Origin of the sequence: Escherichia sp. KTE172 (assembly GCF_000408845.1) — a bacterium.
Classification (GTDB): domain Bacteria; phylum Pseudomonadota; class Gammaproteobacteria; order Enterobacterales; family Enterobacteriaceae; genus Escherichia; species Escherichia coli.
Map to the genome: position 1 here is coordinate 426,174 of NZ_KE137316.1, position 21,387 is coordinate 447,560.

At 48.4% G+C, this 21,387-nt stretch carries 23 protein-coding genes and 1 pseudogene; 13 read left to right on the plus strand and 11 right to left on the minus strand.

Annotated elements, in window-relative coordinates; genetic code table 11:
- Positions 1-26 precede the first annotated feature (26 nt).
- The 3 genes from lsrF to tam are packed head-to-tail and all read left to right on the plus strand — an operon-like array spanning position 27 to position 2,031.
- Positions 27-902 (plus strand): 3-hydroxy-5-phosphonooxypentane-2,4-dione thiolase, encoded by an 876-nt coding sequence (lsrF, locus tag G434_RS21605; RefSeq protein WP_000774174.1) that lies wholly within the window; start codon positions 27-29, stop codon positions 900-902.
- Positions 903-925: 23 nt separating this feature from the next.
- Positions 926-1,216, plus strand: a complete 291-nt coding sequence (gene lsrG / locus G434_RS21600) for a (4S)-4-hydroxy-5-phosphonooxypentane-2,3-dione isomerase (RefSeq protein ID WP_000558527.1) — start codon at positions 926-928, stop codon at positions 1,214-1,216.
- 56 nt (positions 1,217-1,272) lie between these two features.
- Positions 1,273-2,031, plus strand: a complete 759-nt coding sequence (gene tam / locus G434_RS21595; protein WP_001286583.1) for a trans-aconitate 2-methyltransferase — start codon at positions 1,273-1,275, stop codon at positions 2,029-2,031.
- Positions 2,032-2,034: 3 nt separating this feature from the next.
- Here the strand turns inward: tam and G434_RS21590 are convergent, their stop codons facing one another.
- From G434_RS21590 to sad, 6 genes are all read right to left on the minus strand, one after another.
- On the minus strand, positions 2,035-2,949 hold the full coding sequence (locus G434_RS21590; RefSeq protein WP_001376869.1) for a bestrophin family protein: 915 nt from the start codon (positions 2,947-2,949) through the stop codon (positions 2,035-2,037).
- Positions 2,950-3,145: 196 nt separating this feature from the next.
- Complete coding sequence (uxaB, locus tag G434_RS21585; protein ID WP_000854634.1) at positions 3,146-4,597, minus strand: tagaturonate reductase; 1,452 nt, start codon at positions 4,595-4,597, stop codon at positions 3,146-3,148.
- A 226-nt stretch (positions 4,598-4,823) separates the two neighbouring features.
- Positions 4,824-6,242 carry a sensor domain-containing diguanylate cyclase gene (locus G434_RS21580; RefSeq protein WP_000558436.1) on the minus strand — a complete coding sequence of 473 codons (1,419 nt, stop codon included), beginning with the start codon at positions 6,240-6,242 and terminating at the stop codon, positions 4,824-4,826.
- A 138-nt stretch (positions 6,243-6,380) separates the two neighbouring features.
- Positions 6,381-6,740 (minus strand): DUF4186 domain-containing protein, encoded by a 360-nt coding sequence (locus G434_RS21575; protein WP_001191015.1) that lies wholly within the window; start codon positions 6,738-6,740, stop codon positions 6,381-6,383.
- Entirely contained in the window at positions 6,740-7,666 is a 927-nt protein-coding gene (glsB, locus tag G434_RS21570; RefSeq protein ID WP_000257423.1) for a glutaminase B, read from the minus strand. The genes G434_RS21575 and glsB overlap by 1 nt, the downstream gene beginning before the upstream one ends.
- A gap of 63 nt (positions 7,667-7,729) precedes the next feature.
- Positions 7,730-9,118 (minus strand): succinate-semialdehyde dehydrogenase, encoded by a 1,389-nt coding sequence (gene sad, locus G434_RS21565; protein WP_000156616.1) that lies wholly within the window; start codon positions 9,116-9,118, stop codon positions 7,730-7,732.
- 100 nt (positions 9,119-9,218) lie between these two features.
- Here sad and ptrR point away from each other — a divergent pair, with 100 nt between their 5' ends.
- The 3 genes from ptrR (at position 9,219) to ydeA (ending at position 12,633) form a co-directional block, all read left to right on the plus strand.
- On the plus strand, positions 9,219-10,094 hold the full coding sequence (gene ptrR / locus G434_RS21560; RefSeq protein WP_000366511.1) for a putrescine utilization regulator PtrR: 876 nt from the start codon (positions 9,219-9,221) through the stop codon (positions 10,092-10,094).
- An 83-nt stretch (positions 10,095-10,177) separates the two neighbouring features.
- A complete protein-coding gene (yneK, locus tag G434_RS21555; RefSeq protein ID WP_000258569.1) occupies positions 10,178-11,293 on the plus strand; it encodes a putative protein YneK in 1,116 nt (371 codons plus the stop codon).
- Between the two features lie 149 nt (positions 11,294-11,442).
- On the plus strand, positions 11,443-12,633 hold the full coding sequence (gene ydeA / locus G434_RS21550; RefSeq protein WP_000210785.1) for an L-arabinose MFS transporter: 1,191 nt from the start codon (positions 11,443-11,445) through the stop codon (positions 12,631-12,633).
- A 24-nt stretch (positions 12,634-12,657) separates the two neighbouring features.
- Here the strand turns inward: ydeA and marC are convergent, their stop codons facing one another.
- Entirely contained in the window at positions 12,658-13,323 is a 666-nt protein-coding gene (gene marC / locus G434_RS21545; protein ID WP_000885033.1) for an NAAT family transporter MarC, read from the minus strand.
- Positions 13,324-13,534: 211 nt separating this feature from the next.
- Here marC and marR point away from each other — a divergent pair, with 211 nt between their 5' ends.
- From marR to marB, 3 genes are read left to right on the plus strand one after another with little or no spacing between them, the layout of a single operon-like run.
- Positions 13,535-13,969, plus strand: a complete 435-nt coding sequence (gene marR, locus G434_RS21540; protein ID WP_000843419.1) for a multiple antibiotic resistance transcriptional regulator MarR — start codon at positions 13,535-13,537, stop codon at positions 13,967-13,969.
- A 19-nt stretch (positions 13,970-13,988) separates the two neighbouring features.
- On the plus strand, positions 13,989-14,372 hold the full coding sequence (gene marA, locus G434_RS21535) for an MDR efflux pump AcrAB transcriptional activator MarA (RefSeq protein ID WP_000091199.1): 384 nt from the start codon (positions 13,989-13,991) through the stop codon (positions 14,370-14,372).
- 31 nt (positions 14,373-14,403) lie between these two features.
- On the plus strand, positions 14,404-14,622 hold the full coding sequence (gene marB, locus G434_RS21530) for a multiple antibiotic resistance protein MarB (protein WP_000803529.1): 219 nt from the start codon (positions 14,404-14,406) through the stop codon (positions 14,620-14,622).
- 30 nt (positions 14,623-14,652) lie between these two features.
- Here the strand turns inward: marB and eamA are convergent, their stop codons facing one another.
- Entirely contained in the window at positions 14,653-15,552 is a 900-nt protein-coding gene (eamA, locus tag G434_RS21525; RefSeq protein WP_000087219.1) for an O-acetylserine/cysteine exporter, read from the minus strand.
- A gap of 194 nt (positions 15,553-15,746) precedes the next feature.
- Between eamA and ydeE the strand changes: the two genes are divergently transcribed.
- From ydeE to mgtT, 3 genes are all read left to right on the plus strand, one after another.
- The gene (gene ydeE, locus G434_RS21520; RefSeq protein ID WP_001054157.1) at positions 15,747-16,934 is read left to right on the plus strand and encodes an efflux MFS transporter YdeE; all 1,188 of its coding nucleotides are present in this window, start codon (positions 15,747-15,749) and stop codon (positions 16,932-16,934) included.
- Between the two features lie 126 nt (positions 16,935-17,060).
- A complete protein-coding gene (gene mgtS / locus G434_RS21515) occupies positions 17,061-17,156 on the plus strand; it encodes a protein MgtS (RefSeq protein ID WP_000901367.1) in 96 nt (31 codons plus the stop codon).
- Positions 17,156-17,260, plus strand: a complete 105-nt coding sequence (mgtT, locus tag G434_RS30435; protein WP_212735797.1) for a hypothetical protein — start codon at positions 17,156-17,158, stop codon at positions 17,258-17,260. Before mgtS ends, mgtT begins: the two co-directional genes overlap by 1 nt.
- A gap of 114 nt (positions 17,261-17,374) precedes the next feature.
- Here mgtT and dgcZ read toward each other — a convergent pair whose 3' ends face one another.
- Both dgcZ and ydeI read right to left on the minus strand, forming a co-directional pair.
- Positions 17,375-18,265: a diguanylate cyclase DgcZ gene (dgcZ, locus tag G434_RS21510; RefSeq protein WP_000592808.1), complete on the minus strand. Its 891-nt coding sequence runs from the start codon at positions 18,263-18,265 to the stop codon at positions 17,375-17,377.
- A gap of 254 nt (positions 18,266-18,519) precedes the next feature.
- Positions 18,520-18,912 (minus strand): YdeI family stress tolerance OB fold protein, encoded by a 393-nt coding sequence (gene ydeI / locus G434_RS21505; protein ID WP_000671737.1) that lies wholly within the window; start codon positions 18,910-18,912, stop codon positions 18,520-18,522.
- Positions 18,913-19,151: 239 nt separating this feature from the next.
- On the opposite strand from ydeI, the pseudogene G434_RS30640 reads away from it, so the two are divergent.
- Positions 19,152-19,232 (plus strand): annotated as a pseudogene (locus G434_RS30640) (hypothetical protein); the annotation flags it as partial.
- 44 nt (positions 19,233-19,276) lie between these two features.
- Here the strand turns inward: G434_RS30640 and dcp are convergent.
- Positions 19,277-21,322: a peptidyl-dipeptidase Dcp gene (gene dcp, locus G434_RS21500; protein WP_001306080.1), complete on the minus strand. Its 2,046-nt coding sequence runs from the start codon at positions 21,320-21,322 to the stop codon at positions 19,277-19,279.
- Between the last annotated feature and the right edge of the window lie 65 nt (positions 21,323-21,387).

A 21,387-nucleotide genomic window follows, 5' to 3' on the forward strand; every position in this document is an offset into this window, starting at 1 on the left:
TGTGCATTACTTAACCGGAGTACGTTATGGCAGATTTAGACGATATTAAAGATGGTAAAGATTTTCGTACCGATCAACCGCAACAAAATATCCCTTTTACCCTGAAAGGTTGCGGTGCGCTGGATTGGGGAATGCAGTCACGCTTATCACGGATATTTAATCCGAAAACGGGTAAAACCGTGATGCTGGCCTTTGACCATGGTTATTTTCAGGGGCCGACTACCGGACTTGAACGCATTGATATAAATATCGCCCCGCTGTTTGAACATGCCGATGTATTAATGTGTACGCGCGGCATTTTGCGCAGCGTAGTCCCCCCGGCGACCAATAAGCCGGTGGTACTACGGGCGTCAGGTGCAAACTCTATTCTGGCGGAATTAAGTAATGAAGCCGTGGCGTTATCGATGGATGATGCCGTGCGCCTGAACAGTTGCGCGGTGGCGGCGCAGGTTTATATCGGCAGCGAATATGAACATCAGTCGATCAAAAATATTATTCAACTGGTCGATGCCGGAATGAAAGCGGGAATGCCCACCATGGCCGTGACAGGCGTGGGCAAAGATATGGTGCGCGATCAGCGTTATTTCTCTCTCGCGACTCGAATCGCCGCTGAAATGGGGGCGCAGATTATCAAAACTTATTATGTCGAAAAAGGTTTTGAACGGATTGTTGCCGGATGTCCGGTACCCATTGTTATTGCTGGCGGTAAAAAACTACCGGAGCGCGAGGCGCTTGAAATGTGCTGGCAGGCTATCGATCAGGGCGCTTCTGGTGTGGATATGGGGCGTAATATTTTCCAGTCTGACCATCCGGTGGCGATGATGAAAGCCGTACAGGCGGTGGTTCACCATAACGAAACGGCTGATCGGGCATATGAACTCTATCTGAGTGAAAAACAGTAACTGCGGATTTAAGGAGAAGAATTATGCACGTCACACTGGTTGAAATTAACGTTCATGAAGACAAGGTTGACGAGTTTATCGAAGTTTTTCGCCAGAACCACCTGGGCTCTGTACAGGAAGAAGGCAATTTGCGCTTCGATGTCTTACAGGACCCGGAAGTGAATTCGCGCTTTTATATCTACGAAGCCTATAAAGATGAAGACGCAGTGGCATTCCATAAAACCACGCCCCACTACAAAACCTGTGTCGCGAAACTGGAATCTTTAATGACCGGGCCGCGTAAAAAACGTCTGTTCAATGGGTTGATGCCGTGAGGCGAATTTATCAATTTTATCTACAATTGGGGTAACGCGCTGACGGGAGTAAAAAAATGTCTGACTGGAACCCCTCTTTATATCTGCACTTTGCCGCTGAACGATCGCGTCCGGCGGTGGAGCTGCTTGCCAGAGTGCCGCTGGAGAATGTCGAATATGTTGCCGATCTTGGCTGTGGCCCAGGTAACAGCACCGCCCTTCTACAACAACGTTGGCCTGCTGCCAGGATAACGGGCATCGACTCATCTCCGGCGATGGTTGCCGAAGCACGCAGTGCTTTGCCGGACTGCCTGTTTGTGGAAGCAGATATCCGCAACTGGCAACCGGAACAGGCACTCGATCTGATTTTTGCTAATGCCTCACTGCAATGGCTGCCCGACCACTACGAATTGTTTCCTCATTTGGTTTCGTTACTCAGTCCGCTGGGCGTGCTGGCAGTACAGATGCCAGATAACTGGCTGGAGCCGACCCATGTGCTCATGCGCGAAGTTGCCTGGGAACAAAACTACCCGGATCGCGGGCGTGAGCCGCTGGCTGGCGTTCATGCTTACTACGATATTCTGAGTGAAGCCGGATGTGAGGTCGATATCTGGCGAACCACTTACTATCACCAGATGCCGTCGCACCAGGCGATTATCAATTGGGTGACCGCCACTGGATTACGTCCGTGGTTACAGGATCTGACCGAGAGCGAACAGCAGCATTTTCTTACGCGCTACCATCAGATGCTGGAAGAGCAATATCCCCTCCAGGAGAACGGACAGATATTGCTGGCATTTCCGCGTCTGTTTATTGTTGCCCGCCGTACGGAGTAATTATCACGTCAGCTGGTAATGGCGATCGGGAAGAATTTTCGCTGGAATTTCTGTTTCATCGTTCATCTGTAACAGGTCAATTTCAATAGCGTTGCAGATGGCATCCAGCGGTAAATCATTGTTTTCAGTACCGAAGGGATCTTCCAGTTCTTCCGCCAGACAATCCAGCGAAATAAAAGTGTAGGAAATCAGCACAGAGATAAAAGGCGTCATGTAATGCAGATCCACGACCAGCGCGAACGGCAGCATGATACAAAACAGATAAACGGTACGATGCAAAATCAGGGTGTAGGCAAAGGGAATTGGCGTATAGGCAATGCGCTCGCAGCCTGCCAGAACCGCTGAAATATCATTAAGCCGATCGTTGAGGCTAATAAACAGGATATCTGAAAGCTGTCCATTGCGGCGCTGAACCGCCAACCACTCCCCCATTATTAACAAGATACGGTTAGCTGGAGAGTTCGAAGCCAGTACACGCTGAAGATCTTCCGTCTTGAGATATTGAGCCAGCACTTCCGCCTGTGGTTGTTTGCGTAATGTCATGCGTAAACAGTGAGCGAAGGCGATTTGCAGCCGGGCAAATTCCCTTACACTTGCCGAATCTGGCAATGTCGTTTTTACCTCCCGCAGTAACGACCGTGAGGCAATCATCAACTGCCCCCAAAGTTTTCGCGCTTCAACGTAACGGGCGTACCCGGCATTATTACGAAAACCAAGAAAAATGGCGATGGCGACACCGAGAATGCTGAACGGTGCGAGGGTGAATTTGATGCCCAGATGCGTGTACCAAGGCAGCATGAAAATAACAGCGATAGAAAAGAGAAAATTGAGTAGTAAGCGCGAGGATATCTTGGATAATACTGAGCCATGCCAGACAAAAATACGGCGCAGCCAGTGTTGTTGTGGACGAACTATCATGGTTATCTTCAGGCGTGGAAAAGTCGCCCTATTAAACGTGATTACGATCACATTCTCAAGACGCTACGTACAAATTACCTACAAGCTTACAACATTTACAGGTGTGGCATATGGCACCCGTTAATGATAAAGGCACATAGGATGTTGTAACTAATATAGTGAAATAAGAAACCCGGTCGAAACCGGGTTCAGAGTATTAGCACAACGGACGTACAGCTTCGCGCATTCCTTTTTCGAGAATCACATCCAGGTCATTAGCCACCTGCTCGACCAGACCAGGCACTTGCGTCAGGTCCTGCTCCCAGTGGTCTTTTTCTGCCAAAACAATCGCTACCAGTTCCTGGGTACCGATAACACGGTCACGATGCTGACTCCAGAGTTGCTGATAACGTTCCAGCCAGTGTGCATCGTCCTGTACCGGATATGTTTCTCCGTTACGCTCACCACGATAGAACGCAATCAATGCCGCTAATGCGAAAGTAAGGCGCGCCGGAAGTGTGCCGTTTGCCTTCTGCCCTGCCAGCAGCTGCGGCAGGATGCGGGTGCGGAACTTGGTCATACCGTTGAGCGCGATAGACAGCAGCTGATGCTTAATGTACGGGTTACGGAAACGCCCGGTGACTGCACTGGCGAAAGATTCCAGTTCATCACGAGGCAAATCCAGTACCGGAATAATTTCTTCGTAGATGGCTTTTTCAACGAATGCGCAAATTTCAGCATCGTTCATCGCTTCACCTACGGTATCCAGCCCTGCCTGGAACGCCACCGGCACCAGCGCGGTGTGCGCACCGTTGAGGATTGCCACTTTGCGTTCTTTATACGGTTTAATATCGTCAACAATCAGCACGTTGAGCGGATATTTGTCCAGGCGCAGCTCAGTCGCTAAGGATTTCGGCCCCTGAATCACAAACAGGTAAAAGTGTTCAGCGGTGTCGAGGAAACCATCGTGATAACCCAGTTCTTCTTCCAGTTTAGCCACTTCATCGCGCGGATAACCGGTAACGATACGGTCCACCAGCGTAGAACAGAAGCTGTTAGCCTGATCCAGCCATTGAATAAATGCTTCTGGCAGTGCCCACTCTTGCGCATAGCGCAGCACCAGTTCACGCAACGCGTCGCCATTGTAGTCAATCAACTCACACGGAATGATGATCCAACCTTTATCCAGCGCACCGTTGAAATGGCTAAAGCGTTCGAACAGCAGACGGGTCAGTTTTGCCGGATAGCTTACCGCTGGTGCGTCATCGAATTTATCGCCCGCATGGTAGCTGATCCCCGCTTCGGTGGTGTTAGAGAAAACAAAGCGCATTTCCGGGTTGTGCGCCAGTTTCAGGAATTCATCGTATTCACTGTAGACGCTGATTTCACGATTAACCGAGCGAATCAGACGCGCGTCGCTGACCGCTTCCCCCTTCTCATTCAGGCCACGGATAATGGTGGTGTACAGACCATCCTGCGTGCTCAGTGACGGCGGGAATGAAGTTTCAATCGGACGAACAACGACCACGCCAGAATTCAGATCGGTGTGCTCATTCAGGAGATCGATTTGCCAGTCAACAAAGGCGCGCAGGAAGTTACCTTCACCAAACTGAATGATACGTTCTGGATACTGTGCACCGGGAAAATCGCGACGATTTAGTGTTTTCACAATGGGTTCCCTTCTGATTAGTCATACAACCTGTTTGAATTGGTACGACAGGTTAGCAAACTTTAATACGCCGAACCCCTGTTTTGATCAACTCCTGATGATTAATGAGCAGTTTTATGAGAAAAGTGTGGCGCGGATCATGGTTTAATCGAGGAAATACGCCTTTTCCTGGATCATAAAGTGGTAGAACACATTGCATTCAAATCGCGCGGAATGAATAAAGATGTCAGACAACTTCCTCACCGTAACGCATAGTGCTGGTACGGTTGCGCCCATCTTTCTTCGAGCGATACAGACACGTATCGGCTTCGACCATCAATTTATTAAAATCATCGGTCAGCGTTCGGTACGATGCGCGACCACTACCGACGCCAATACTTACCGTGAGATAAAGCGTTTTTTGTTGCCAGGTGAACGGTTGCAGTTCAACGCCTTTACGGATTTTTTCCGCCATTAGCAGACCATCGACAGGATTCACCGACGGCACTGCAACAGCAAATTCTTCGCCGCCCATGCGCGCCACCAGCCCCTTATCACCGACAATCTTCTGAATATGCCGGGCAAACACGCTTAACACTTTATCGCCACATTCATGTCCATAGTTATCGTTAATGCTTTTGAAATAGTCAATATCAAGCAGCATGACCGTCAGATGTTGTGTCTGTTTCAGCGATGGACTTTTCAGCGCCTCATAAAGACCGGACCGTGAGTAAACCTGAGTCAGAAAATCAAAGTCGGCTCGCAGCGCAACTTGCTTCATTAGCGAATTGATCGCTGCCACGCTAAAAGAAACCATAATTGGGCATATCGCCATCGTAGCAATACCGAGACGTGCGGAGAACATTTGCGGAATGGAGAACGGCGAACCGACCGAGATATCAATCACCGAATTTGCCACCAGTACGATTTCCACCGCACCGGTGACAAAGGTCAACAGACATGTTACCTGCGGCGTATAGCGCACGGCACACCAGATTAATGCAGGCAGCGGGAACGCCAGACTCCCCGCTCCGCCAATGACTACCGAGGCAATAACCGACACAATAAGCGCGATAGCGGGCATCATCTGTTCTGCTTTAAAGCGCGGCAGCACTCCCGGAATAGCCAACGTCAGCATACAAGGCACGATCAACACGCCCGTTGAGAATTGCTCACTGAACCAGTCCGCAAGCAAAGGCCAGAAATCCAGACTATCAATACTGACCGAACCAATCGCCCCGACAATAGCGCATAATAATGCGGCAATCAGACAGTAATTAAATAGCCGTAAGGCACTTACTGGCTCATACTTATTTTTCCCCAGACGCTTATCCCGCGCGACCAGAAAGGCGACGGTAACAATAAACATCATATTGGAGAAATTGATAGCCAGTGAAACCAGCCCCCATTCGGTGGTTATGGCATCATAAACCAGCATCGCCACATAACTGATCGCATAGTAATGCAGTCGATTAAGCCAGACATAGCGGGCAAACACCCCCGCCATTACGCCATTCAGCGGCCAGAAAAGAGAAAGTTCGTGAACCAACCGTAACTCTGCACCAATAAAATAGAACAGCGTGGTTAGCGCAAAAATAGCGATGCTATTACGTAGCAGATGACCTTCCTGGAACAAACGGAAAGTTGAAATGGGCTGTACATGCATTAATTATCTGTCCATACAATTGCGGGTGGCAATTATCTCAACGTAATAAGTAAATTCTTATAAAGGATAGCATGTTCGCTGACAGCGGCGGCAAATAAAGATATCCTGGGAATGCTATTTTATCGTTTTCCGCAATTATCATGGCTGATTCATCTGTATAACCAACCAGTGATAGATTACCGCCACGATATAACGTTGTTGTTCCTCGCTTAACGAAACACCCTGCGGAATGTTATGCCACTTAGCCAGACAACCGCGACAACAGGTTGCAGTGGCGTGCTGAGCGATAAACACCGGATGCCCGCGCATGGGGGTTTGCTTACCGTCGTTAGCCGGTAATGCCGGAGCAAGACGTTTAGCGACAAAATCCGCCGCATGTTGTTCGATGACTGGCGCGCCTTTCTCCAGACAATACTGACGCTCTTTCACCCCCAAACGAAAGCGAGAGCGAAATTTTGAACGGAATAAACGCGCGAAGAGTGGATCGAGAGACTGCATTAATAAACCGAACGCCCTAACTGTTTCGTCAATTGTTCAAGGACGGCGATACCCGCGAGCGAGTTACCTGCATCATCCAGTTCCGGACTCCAGACTGCGATGGCCATTTCATGCGGAACAATCGCCACAATACCGCCACCAACGCCAGATTTCGCCGGTAGTCCCACCCGCCAGGCAAACTCCCCCGCGTTCTGGTACATACCACTGGTCGCCATCAGCGCATTAATTTGCCGCGCCTGCATTGGCGTCACCACAGGTTCATCAATATGAATAGCTTTCCCCTGATTAGCCAGAAAGACAAACGTCCGGGCCAGCTCTACACAGCTCATTTTCAGAGCGCAGTAATGAAAGTAGTTTTGCAGAACGGTTGTCACGTCATGATGGAAATTGCCAAACGACTTCATCAGCCAGGCGATAGCCGCATTTCGCGCGGAGTGTTCAAATTCGGAACGCGCTACCACCGTATCGTAGGAAATATCAGACACACCGCTTAAGCCGCGCACGACTTCCAGCATACGTTGCCGAGGAGCGCTTAATCGCCCTTGCAACATATCGCAGACCACCAGCGCACCGGCATTAATAAACGGATTACGCGGAATACCCTGCTCCATTTCCAGTTGCACTAAAGAATTGAACGGTGATCCAGACGGATCTTTGCCGACGCGTTGCCAGATTTCCTCTTCGGAGTAATGACGCATGGCGACAACGAGACTCAGCACTTTGGAAATAGACTGAATGGAAAAACGTTCTTGTGCGTCTCCGGCCTGAAAAAGCTGTCCGTCAACGGTACAGATAGCAATGCCCAATCGGGAACCGTCTACTGTAGCCAGCGCCGGAATATAATTCGCGACTTTACCCTGACCAATGAGCGGCCGTACTTGCCGCAAGATGTTTTCTAAAATTGCATTATCCATGGCGACTGCCACTTTCTACTCCTGGACCGCAGGTCTGAAAAGACCTGCGAGTATATCAGAGCTGAATATGTAGCGTCAGATCCGGTCTTTCCACACCGTCTGGATATTACAGAATTCGTGTAAGCCGAAATGGGAAAGCTCACGACCAAAGCCACTCTTTTTCACGCCACCAAAGGCCACTCGCGCGTCGCTGGCACAATAACCATTGATAAACACCCCACCGCATTCCAGACGTGCCGCCATCTGTCTGGCCCGGGTTTCGTCGGTGGTGAAAATGGTCGCTGAAAGGCCGAACTCGCTATTATTAGCCAGTTCCAGTGCATGTTCTGCATCTTTCGCAATGGTGATTGCCGCAACGGGGCCAAACATTTCTTCCCGAAACGCGGTCATTTCTGGGGTAACATTCGCCAGAACCGTTGGCGGATAGTAGTTACCTGCCCCAGCCATCTTTTCCCCGCCCAGTAACAAACGCGCACCCTGCGCCAGGGTTTTCTCCACCTGATGATGCAGCTCATCACGTAAATCAAAACGAGCCATTGGTCCGAGAGTGTTCTCTTCGTCACGTGGATCGCCCATTTTCAAGGCTGCCGCAGCTGCCACAAAACGTTCGGTAAATGCCGAAGCAATTCCCTCTTCGATGATAAAGCGTTTTGCCGCTGCACAAACCTGTCCGGTATTCTGATAACGTCCGGCTACCGCCGCTTTAACCGCCAGTTCCAGATCGGCATCGTTAAGCACAATAAATGGATCCGAACCGCCCAGTTCCAGTACGCATTTTTTCAGTGCCGCTCCAGCCTGTGCGCCAATAGCCGCTCCCGCACGAACACTTCCGGTCACCGTGACAGCAGCAATGCGCGAGTCTTTAATCATCTGACTGACGCCGTCGTTGTCGGCATTCAGCCAGCCATATACGCCTTGTGGGATACCCGCATCTTTAAACACCTGGGCAATGAGCTGTGCACAGCCCATCACATTCGGCGCATGTTTAAGTAAGTAGCCGTTACCTGCAAGAATGATGGGAACCGCGCCACGCATCACCTGCCATAATGGAAAATTCCACGGCATAATCGCCAGAATTGTCCCCAACGGTCGATACTCAATAACTGCCTGCTGATTTTCCACCAGCGTAGGTTCCGCCTTCAGCATTGCCGGACCATGTTCTGCATACCAGTCACACAAATTCGCCGATTTCGCCACTTCAGCACGCGCCTGGTTGATCGGTTTGCCCATTTCACGGGTGATCATTTGCGCCATTTCTTCGCTACGGGCGCGCAGAGCCTTACCGATATCACGCAGTTTTTCAGCACGATAATCTATATTTGTCTCGCGCCAGTCGCGAAAGCCTGCTGCCGCCAGCTGAAGTGCGTTTTCGATATCATCAGCGCCAGCCCACGGCAGCACAGAAAGTTGTTCACCGGTGGCAGGATTTATCGAAATTGCATGAGTTGCCGGAGTAATGGTCATCGGGGTATCTCCTTTATGAGTTATGGTAAAAAGATACGCAGATTTACTCTTGCTTGAAAATGAATAATATTAAGCCACTTATTCATGAATCGAGAATATTATGGATCTGACCCAACTGGAGATGTTCAACGCGGTTGCCGAAGCTGGCAGCATTACCCAGGCTGCAGCAAAAGTGCATCGCGTGCCGTCGAATCTCACTACCCGTCTACGCCAGCTGGAAACAGAACTGGGGGTTGATCTGTTTATTCGCGAGAATCAGCGTTTACGTCTCTCGCCTGCCGGGCATAACTTTTTACGCTATAGCCAACAAATTCTCGCGTTAGTGGATGAAGCGCGGAGCGTTGTCGCTGGCGATGAGCCGCAAGGTTTATTTTCTCTTGGTTCGCTGGAAAGCACCGCAGCGGTGCGCATTCCGGCCACGCTGGCGCAATTTAACCGTCGTTATCCCAAAATTCAGTTTTCACTTTCCACCGGCCCTTCCGGCACTATGCTGGAAGGTGTGCTGGAGGGAAAACTGAATGCAGCGTTTATTGATGGGCCCATTAACCATACTGCCATTGACGGGATACCGGTGTACCGCGAGGAGCTGATGATCGTCACGCCACAAGGACATGCGCCAGTAACCCGCGCCAGTCAGGTTAATGGCAGTAACATTTATGCCTTCCGCGCCAATTGTTCGTATCGTCGCCACTTCGAGAGCTGGTTTCATGCTGACGGTGCCGCTCCGGGAACTATCCATGAGATGGAGTCTTATCACGGAATGTTGGCCTGTGTGGTCGCAGGAGCAGGTATTGCGCTTATTCCGCGCTCTATGCTGGAAAGTATGCCGGGGCATCACCAGGTTGAGGCGTGGCCGTTAGCTGAGCAATGGCGTTGGTTAACAACCTGGCTGGTCTGGCGTCGCGGTGCGAAAACGCGTCCGCTTGAGGCATTTATTCAACTACTGGATGTGTCTGACTCGGCAAAACAGAGTTAGCAATGAGCTATTTTTGATAGTTCTTGCGGCTAATATGCTCTATATAGTGATGTTCCGATGACTTATGACTATATGGGGCAAATATGGTTACGCCAGTAAGCATCAGCAATTACATATCTCTTCCTGATGATTTTCCCGTACGTAATATTGCACCACAGGTAAAAGAAGTTTTAAAGGATTTCATTGATGCACTCAGTACAATAATATGTGATGAAGAGTGGCGTACGTCTTTAAACATCAACTCAGCCACAAAAAAGATATTTAATAACCTTGACAACTTATCATATATTCAGAGGACTTCTTTTCGGGGTAACGACACGCTATACAATGAAAAGGTTCAGTTTAAACTCACTTATCCCGTCAAGAATGGAAGACACAAAGAAAATATTGAATTTCAGGTAGTAATAAATTTAAGCCCTATTTATTTAGATAATTTCCGCCATGATGGGGAAATTAATATTTTTTGCGCTCCCAACCCAAAGCCTGTCACTATGGGGCGCGTATTTCAGACCGGCGTCGAGCGTGTACTCTTTCTGTTCCTGAATGACTTTATAGAACAATTTCCAATAATCAACCCTGGCGTTCCTATCAAAAGAGCGCATACGCCACATATTGAACCCCTGCATCCGGATCACCATACCGCTGCAGATTACTTACGCCAGTTTGATTTGCTTGTCCTGAATTTTATCTCTCGCGGTAATTTTGTCATACTCCCCCGATTATGGAATAACTCTGAGGTTCACAGATGGTTCGGGAATAAAGAACCTAACTTGCTCACCGCTATTCTCGACATAACGGACAGCGAATTAAAAGAGGATTTATTGCAAAGTCTGATGGATTCACTAGGTTCTAACAAACATGTACTACCCGAAGTCTGCATCTGCTTTTTATCCCTTTTAGCAGAACAAGATTTTCCACATTTTCAGGACTTGTTTTTATTTTTCGCCAATATGTTATTGCACTATCACCAATTTATGAATCCCAATGAAAGTGATTTGATTGACGTGTTGATGCCAGCATCATTAAGTGATGATAAAATTATCAAACATATGGCGCGCAAGACCCTCAAACTTTTTGTAAAAAATGAAACGCCGCCAAAAGTTACTCATGAAGACCTGGTGAAAAACAGGCCTCGCTCCCCTGTCAGACCACCTATACCCGCAACCTCCAAAACGCCAGACCTCCCTGAACGTCATTAAACCGTGATGTGACCGACTCTCTGACGCGTGAACGAATCAGCGTCAGAGAAACGGAAAACGCGATCCAGATCACAAATGCATTGTATTCACATCATTAACCGTTTTAAGATCATTTCATCACTTTTTCGCAACTCACCCGATAATCTGTTATGACAACAAACACTGTTTCCCGCAAAGTGGCGTGGCTACGGGTCGTTACGCTGGCAGTCGCCGCCTTCATCTTCAACACCACCGAATTTGTCCCAGTTGGCCTGCTCTCTGACATTGCGCAAAGTTTTCACATGCAAACCGCTCAGGTCGGCATTATGTTGACCATTTACGCATGGGTAGTAGCGCTAATGTCATTGCCTTTTATGTTAATGACCAGCCAGGTTGAACGGCGCAAATTACTGATCTGCCTGTTTGTGGTGTTTATTGCCAGCCACGTACTGTCGTTTTTGTCGTGGAGCTTTACCGTTCTAGTGATCAGTCGCATTGGTGTGGCTTTTGCACATGCGATTTTCTGGTCGATTACGGCGTCTCTGGCGATCCGTATGGCTCCGGCCGGAAAGCGAGCGCAGGCATTGAGTTTAATTGCCACCGGTACAGCACTGGCAATGGTATTAGGTTTACCTCTCGGGCGCATTGTGGGGCAGTATTTTGGCTGGCGAATGACCTTCTTCGCGATTGGTATCGGGGCGTTTATTACCCTTTTGTGCCTGATTAAGTTACTTCCCTTACTGCCCAGTGAGCATTCCGGTTCGCTGAAAAGCCTACCGCTATTATTCCGCCGCCCGGCATTGATGAGCATTTATTTGTTAACTGTGGTGGTTGTCACCGCCCATTACACGGCATACAGCTATATCGAGCCTTTTGTGCAAAACATTGCGGGATTCAGCGCCAACTTTGCCACGGCATTACTGTTATTACTCGGTGGTGCGGGCATTATTGGCAGCGTGATTTTCGGTAAACTGGGTAATCAGTATGCGTCTGCGTTGGTAAGTACGGCGATTGCGCTGTTGCTGGTGTGCCTGGCACTGCTGCTACCTGCGGCGAACAGTGAAATACACCTCGGGGTGCTGAGTATTTTCTGGGGGATAGCGATGATGATCATCGGGCTTGGTATGCAGGTTAAAGTGCTGGCGCTGGCACCAGATGCTACCGACGTCGCGATGGCGCTATTCTCTGGGATATTTAATATTGGAATCGGCGCGGGTGCGTTGGTAGGTAATCAGGTCAGTCTGCACTGGTCAATGTCGATGATTGGTTATGTGGGCGCGGTGCCTGCTTTTGCCGCGTTAATATGGTCAATCATCATTTTCCGCCGCTGGCCAGTGACACTCGAAGAACAGACGCAATAGTTGAAAGGCCCATTCGGGCCTTTTTTAGTGGTACGTTTTAATGATTTCCAGGATGCCGTTAATAATAAACTGCACCCCCATACATACCAGCAGGAATCCCATCAGACGAGAGATCGCTTCAATGCCCCCCTTACCCACCAGCCGCATAATTGCGCCAGAGCTGCGTAGACTTCCCCACAAAATAACCGCCACCAGGAAAAAGATCAGCGGCGGCGCAACCATCAGTACCCAATCAGCAAAGGTTGAACTCTGACGCACTGTGGACGCCGAGCTAATAATCATCGCTATGGTTCCCGGACCGGCGGTACTTGGCATTGCCAGTGGTACAAAAGCAATATTGGCGCTGGGTTCATCTTCCAGCTCTTCCGACTTGCTTTTCGCTTCCGGTGAATCAATTGCTTTCTGTTGCGGAAAGAGCATTCGAAAACCGATAAACGCGACGATTAAGCCGCCTGCAATTCGCAGACCGGGAATCGAAATGCCAAATGTATCCATCACCAGTTGCCCGGCGTAATACGCCACCATCATGATGGCAAAGACGTACACCGAGGCCATCAACGACTGACGATTACGTTCGGCACTGTTCATGTTGCCTGCCAGGCCAAGAAATAACGCGACAGTTGTTAATGGGTTAGCTAACGGTAGTAACACCACCAGCCCCAGGCCAATTGCTTTAAATAAATCTAACATTGGTGGTTGTTATCCTGTGTATCTGGGTTATCAGCGAAAAGTATAAGGGGTAAACAACGATAAAGTGTCACTCTTTAGCTAGCCTTGCATCGCACTGACCAAAACTTGAACCGATTTAGCAAAACGTGGCATCGGTCAATTCATTCATTTGACTTATACTTGCCTGGGCAATATTATCCCCTGCAACTAATTACTTGCCAGGGCAACTAATGTGAAAAGTACCAGCGATCTGTTCAATGAAATTATTCCATTGGGTCGCTTAATCCATATGGTTAATCAGAAGAAAGATCGCCTGCTTAACGAGTATCTGTCTCCGCTGGATATTACCGCGGCACAGTTTAAGGTGCTCTGCTCTATCCGCTGCGCGGCGTGTATTACTCCGGTTGAACTGAAAAAAGTGTTATCGGTCGACCTGGGGGCGCTGACCCGTATGCTGGATCGCCTGGTCTGTAAAGGCTGGGTGGAAAGGTTGCCGAACCCGAATGACAAGCGCGGCGTACTGGTAAAACTTACCACCAGCGGCGCGGCAATATGTGAACAATGCCATCAATTAGTTGGCCAGGACCTGCACCAAGAATTAACAAAAAACCTGACGGCGGACGAAGTGGCAACACTTGAGCATTTGCTTAAGAAAGTCCTGCCGTAAACAAAAAAGAGGTATGACGATGTCCAGACGCAATACTGACGCTATTACCATTCATAGCATTTTGGACTGGATCGAGGACAACCTGGAATCGCCACTGTCACTGGAGAAAGTGTCAGAGCGTTCGGGTTACTCTAAATGGCACCTGCAACGGATGTTTAAAAAAGAAACCGGTCATTCATTAGGCCAATACATCCGCAGCCGTAAGATGACGGAAATCGCGCAAAAGCTGAAGGAAAGTAACGAGCCGATACTCTATCTGGCAGAACGATATGGCTTCGAGTCGCAACAAACTCTGACCCGAACCTTCAAAAATTACTTTGATGTTCCGCCGCATAAATACCGGATGACCAATATGCAGGGCGAATCGCGCTTTTTACATCCATTAAATCATTACAACAGCTAGTTGATAACGTGACAACGTCACTGAGGCAATCATGAAACCACTTTTATCCGCAATTGCAGCTGCGCTTATTCTCTTTTCCGCGCAGGGCGTTGCGGAACAAACCACGCAGCAGGTTGTTACTTCCTGTGCCAATGTCGTGGTTGTTCCCCCATCGCATGAACAACCACCGTTTGATTTAAATCACATGGGTACTGGCAGTGATAAGTCGGATGCGCTCGGCGTGCCCTATTATAATCAACACGCTATGTAGTTTGTTCTGGCCCCGACATATCGGGGCTTATTAACTTCCCACTTTTACCGCTTTACGCCACCGCAAGCCAAATACATTGATATACAGCCCGGTCATAATGAGCACCGCACCGAAAAATTGCAGACCCGTTAAGCGTTCATCCAGCAATAGTGCCGCACTTGCCAGTCCTACTACGGGCACCAGTAACGATAACGGTGCAACCCGCCAGGTTTCATAGCGTCCCAGTAACGTCCCCCAGATCCCATAACCAACAATTGTCGCCACAAACGCCAGATACATCAGAGACAAGATGGTGGTCATATCGATAGTGACCAGACTGTGAATCATGGTTGCGGAACCATCGAGAATCAGCGAGGCAACAAAGAAGGGAATGATTGGGATTAATGCGCTCCAGATTACCAGCGACATCACCGCCGGACGCGTTGAGTGCGACATGATCTTTTTATTGAAGATGTTGCCACACGCCCAACTAAATGCTGCCGCCAGGGTCAACATAAAGCCGAGCATCGCCACATGCTGACCGTTCAGACTATCTTCGATTAACACCAGTACGCCAAAAATCGCTAAGGCGATCCCCGCCAATTGTTTGCCATGCAGTCGCTCACCGAAAGTAAACGCGCCAAGCACGATAGTAAAAAACGCCTGTGCCTGTAACACCAACGAAGCCAGACCAGCAGGCATACCGAAGTTAATGGCACAAAAAAGAAAAGCAAACTGCGCAAAACTGATGGTTAATCCATACCCCAGCAGCAAATTCAGTGGTACTTTCGGTCGTGCGACAAAAAAGATAGCCGGAAAAGCAACCAGCATAAAGCGCAAACCGGCCAGCATCAGCGGTGGCATGTTATGAAGCCCCACTTTGATGACCACAAAATTTAGCCCCCATACGACCACTACCAGTAGCGCCAACACCCCATCTTTTCGCGACATTCTACCGCCTCTGAATTTCATCTTTTGTAAGCAATCAACTTAGCTGAATTTACTTTTCTTTAACAGTTGATTCGTTAGTCACCCTTTACGACGGCATTAATGCGCAAATAAGTCGCTATACTTCGGATTTTTGCCATGCTATTTCTTTACATCTCTAAAACAAAACATAACGAAACGCACTGCCGGACAGACAAATGAACTTATCCCTACGACGCTCTACCAGCGCCCTTCTTGCCTCGTCGTTGTTATTAACCATCGGACGCGGCGCTACGCTGCCGTTTATGACCATTTACTTGAGTCGCCAGTACAGCCTGAGTGTCGATCTAATCGGTTATGCGATGACAATTGCGCTCACTATTGGCGTCGTTTTTAGCCTCGGTTTTGGTATCCTGGCGGATAAGTTCGACAAGAAACGCTATATGTTACTGGCAATTACCGCCTTCGCCTGCGGTTTTATTGCCATTCCTTTAGTGAATAACGTGACGCTGGTGGTGCTCTTTTTTGCCCTCATTAACTGCGCCTATTCCGTTTTTGCTACTGTGTTGAAAGCCTGGTTTGCCGACAATCTTTCGTCCACCAGCAAAACGAAAATCTTCTCAATCAACTACACCATGCTCAACATTGGCTGGACCATCGGTCCGCCGCTCGGCACGCTGTTGGTGATGCAGAGCATCAATCTGCCCTTTTGGCTGGCAGCTATCTGTTCCGCGTTTCCCATGCTTTTCATTCAAATTTGGGTAAAGCGCAGCGAGAAAATCATCGCCACGGAAACAGCCAGTGCCTGGTCGCCGAAAGTTTTATTACAAGATAAAGCACTGTTGTGGTTTACCTGCTCTGGCTTTCTGGCTTCTTTTGTTAGCGGCGCATTTGCTTCATGCATTTCACAATATGTGATGGTGATTGCTGATGGGGATTTTGCCGAAAAGGTGGTCGCGGTTGTTCTTCCAGTGAATGCTGCCATGGTAGTTACGTTGCAATATTCCGTGGGCCGGCGACTTAACCCGGCTAACATCCGCACGCTGATGACAGCAGGCACCCTCTGTTTCGTCATCGGTCTGGTCGGTTTTATTTTTTCCGGCAACAGCCTGCTATTGTGGGGTATGTCAGCTGCGGTATTTACTGTCGGTGAAATCATTTATGCGCCGGGCGAGTATATGTTGATTGACCATATTGCGCCGCCAGGAATGAAAGCCAGCTATTTTTCCGCTCAGTCTTTAGGCTGGCTTGGTGCGGCGATTAACCCATTAGTGAGTGGCATAGTGCTAACCAACCTGCCGCCTTCCTCGCTGTTTATCATCTTAGCGTTGGTGATCATTGCTGCGTGGGTGCTGATGTTAAAAGGAATTCGTGCAAGACCGTGGGGGCAGCCCGCGCTTTGTTGATTTAAGTCGAACACAATAAAAATTTAATTCAGCCTTCGTTTAGGTTACCTCTGCTAATATCTTTCTCATTGAGATGAAAATTAAGGTAAGCGAGGAAACACACCACACCATAAACGGAGGCAAATAATGCTGGGTAATATGAATGTTTTTATGGCCGTACTGGGAATAATTTTATTTTCTGGTTTTCTGGCCGCGTATTTCAGCCACAAATGGGATGACTAATGAACGGAGATAATCCCTCACCTAACCGGCCCCTTGTTACAGTTGTGTACAAGGGGCCTGATTTTTATGACGGCAAAAAAAAACCGCCAGTAAACCGGCGGTGAATGCTTGCATGGATAGATTTGTGTTTTGCTTTTACGCTAACAGGCATTTTCCTGCACTGATAACGGATCGTTGACACAGTAGCATCAGTTTTCTCAATGAATGTTAAACGGAGCTTAAACTCGGTTAATCACATTTTGTTCGTCAATAAACATACAGCGATTTCTTCCGGTTTGCTTACCCTCATACATTGCCCGGTCCGCTCTTCCAATGACCACATCCAGAGGTTCTTCAGGAAATGCGCGACTCACACCTGCAGTCACGGTAATGTTGATATGCCCTTCAGAATGTGTGATGGCATGGTTATCGACTAACTGGCAAATTCTGATACCTGCACGACATGCTTCTTCATCATTAGCCGCTTTGACAATAATGATAAATTCTTCGCCACCGTAGCGATAAACCGTTTCGTAATCGCGCGTCCAACTGGCTAAGTAAGTTGCCAGGGTGCGTAATACTACATCGCCGATTAAATGCCCGTAGGTATCATTAACCAATTTAAATCGGTCAATATCCAACAACATTAAATAAAGATTCAGAGGCTCAGCGTTGCGTAACTGATGATCAAAGGATTCATCAAGAACCCGACGACCCGGCAATCCCGTCAAAACATCCATATTGCTACGGATCGTCAGCAAATAAATTTTGTAATCGGTTAATGCCGCAGTAAAAGAAAGCAACCCTTCCTGAAAGGCGTCGAAATGCGCGTCCTGCCAGTGATTTTCAACAATAGCCAACATTAATTCCCGACCACAGTTATGCATATGTTGATGGGCAGAATCCATTAGCCGAACGTAAGGTAATTCATCGTTATCGAGTGGTCCCAGATGATCAATCCACCGACCAAACTGGCACAGTCCATAAGAATGGTTATCCGTTATTTCTGGCTTACTGGCATCTCTCGCGACCACGCTGTGAAACATACTCACCAGCCACTGGTAGTGGGCATCGATAGCCTTATTGAGATTTAACAAGATGGCATCAATTTCCGTTGTCTTCTTGATCATTGCCACTCCTTTTTCACAGTTCCTTGTGCGCGCTATTCTAACGAGAGAAAAGCAAAATTACGTCAATATTTTCATAGAAATCCGAAGTTATGAGTCATCTCTGAGATAACATTGTGATTTGAAACAAAATCAGCAGATAAAAAAGTGTTTAATTCTGTAAATTAAGCCTGCATTATCGCAATTAAAAGGATGACAAATAGCATAAACCAATACCCTAATGGCCCAGTAGTTCAGGCCATCAGGCTCATTTATTTTTATTTCTGCAAATGAGTGACCCGAACGACGGCCGGCGCGCTTTTCTTATCCAGACTGCCGCTAATGTTGATCATCTGGTCCGGCTGAACTTCTCGTCCATCAAAGACTGCCGCAGGAATAACAACATTAATTTCACCGCTCTTATCGCGAAAAACGTAACGGTCCTCTCCTTTGTGAGAAATCAAATTACCGCGTAGTGAAACCGAAGCGCCATCATGCATGGTTTTTGCGAAATCTACGGTCATTTTTTTTGCATCATCGGTTCCGCGATAGCCATCTTCTATTGCATGAGGCGGCGGTGGCGCTGCATCCTGTTTTAAACCGCCCTGGTCATCTGCCAACGCATAAGGCATGACAAGAAAACTTGCTAATACAATGGCCTGAAATTTCATACTGACTCCTTAATTGCGTTTGGTTTGACTTATTAAGTCTGGTTGCTATTTTTATAATTGACAAATAAGAATACTGCCAATTGTTATAAGGCATTTAAAATCAGGCAACTAGCTGTCAAATATTAAGAGAATTTAACTCACTAAAGTAAGAAGAAGATTAAAGAGTCTTAAACATATTTCAGAACAATCAGATTTATAAATTTGAAAATTATTATAACGGAAGGGTATACAAAAAAAGTAATTTTGCTGGCGACTGCGAAACGGCATTCGCATTAGCGGTGAAGTTTGCCCCCACCCAGCTGCTGCAATTACTGCTCTAACCAGGCTGGCCTGGCGATATCTCCAGGCCAGCCATTGGTGGTGTTTATATGTTCAAGCCACGATGTTGCAGCATCGGCATAATCTGAGGTGCCTTACCGCGCCATTGTCGATACAGGCGTTCCAGATCTTCGCTGTTACCTCTGGAAAGAATCGCCTCGCGAAAACGCCGCCCATTTTCACGCGTTAATCCGCCCTGCTCAACAAACCACTGGTAACCATCATCGGCCAACATTTGCGTCCACAGATAAGCGTAATAACCTGCGGCATATCCGCCACCAAAAATATGGGCGAAATAACTGCTGCGATAGCGTGGCGGTATAGCGGGAAGATCCATATTTTCTGCCACCAGCGCCCGCAATTCGAAATCATCGACATCCTGCATTGCTTCGTTTTCTTCCAGGCAATGCCAGCGCATATCGAGAAGTGCGGCGCTAAGCAGTTCGCTCATCTCATACCCTTTATTGAACAGGCTGGCATTACGCATTTTCTGTTGCAGTTCGTCAGGCATTGCTGCCCCGCTCTGATAATGCCGGGCGTAGCGAGCGAATACCTGCGGATGCGTTGCCCAGTGTTCGTTGATTTGCGACGGAAATTCGACAAAATCACGCGGCGTGTTGGTGCCGGAAAGTGTGGCATAACGCTGGCGGGCAAAGAGGCCGTGCAACGTATGACCAAATTCATGGAATAAGGTTATGACATCATCCCAGAGTAACAACGCAGGCTCACCGGCAGCGGGTTTCTGATAATTGCAGACGTTATAAATTACCGGATGCGTTTCATTAAGCGTTGATTGCTCAACAAAATTGCCCATCCATGCACCGCCGCTTTTTGAATCACGGGCGAAGAAATCACCGTAAAATAACGCCAGCCCCACGCCATTATGATCAAAAATTTCCCATACACGAACGTCAGGATGGTAGACAGGAATATCAAAACGTTCGACAAACTTAATACCGAAGAGCTGATTCGCGGTCCAGAATACACCTTCATTCAACACCGTGTTTAATTCAAAATATGGCTTGAGCTGCGATTCATCGAGATCGAATTTCTCACGTCTTACCTGCTCGGCATAAAATGCCCAGTCCCACGGCTGCGCGCTAAACCCGCCCTGCTGCTTATCGATAACCGCCTGTATGGAGGCTAATTCATCGCTCGCACGTTGACGCGCCGCTGGAACAATTTCCCGCATAAAGTTGAGTGCTGCTTCTGGCGTTTTTGCCATCTGATCGGCGATTTTCCATGCGGCATAATGAGGGAAACCAAGCAGTTTCGCCTGCTGCGCGCGGATCTCCACCAGACGTTGAATGATAGCGCGGGTATCATTGGCATCATTTTTTTCCGCTCGCGTCCAGCCCGCAGTGAACAGTTTTTCACGCGTCGCGCGATCGCGCAGTTCAGCAAGCGCTGGTTGCTGGGTGGTATTCAGCAACGGAATCAGCCATTTGTTATCCAGACCTTTCTCGCGAGCCGCCTCTGCCGCCAGCGCAATCTCTTGCTCACTCATTCCTGCCAGCTGCGCGAAATCGTTCACAACCAGACCGCCGGATTTATTTGCTGCCAGTAACCGCTGGTTAAACTGGCTGGTCAGGGTCGCAGCTTCTGTATTCAGGACTTTTAATTTTGCTTTATCAGCTTGTGCAAGTTTGGCTCCGGCAAGGACAAAACGTTGATGAATGACCTCCACCAGGCGGATGGATTCACTATCAAGTCCCAGGGATTCACGGCGTTGCCAGACAGCATCTACCCGCGCGAATAATTCACCGTTCAGATAGATATCATTAGCCAGTTCCGCCAGTTCAGCGGAAAACTGTTCATCAAGACGCTGTAATTCATCATTAGTATGCGCCGCAGTCATCGCAAAAAAGACGCTGGTAACGCGGGTAAGTAATTCTCCGCTTTGTTCCAGTGCCAGAATAGTATTGTTGAAATCAGGTGTTTGCGGGTTAAGCGCGATGGCAGCAATTTCTGCCCGCTTTTGCTGCATTCCCTCATCGAATGCCGGGCGATAGTGATGATTGGCAATTTGATCAAAATGGGGAGCCAGATACGGCAGTGTGCTTTGCACAAGGAAAGGATTCATTGTTGTCATTTTCTTCTCCTGAACGCGAGGTGTTCCATAGCGTAGGCTTACTGATAACGGAGTGCAATCTTGCA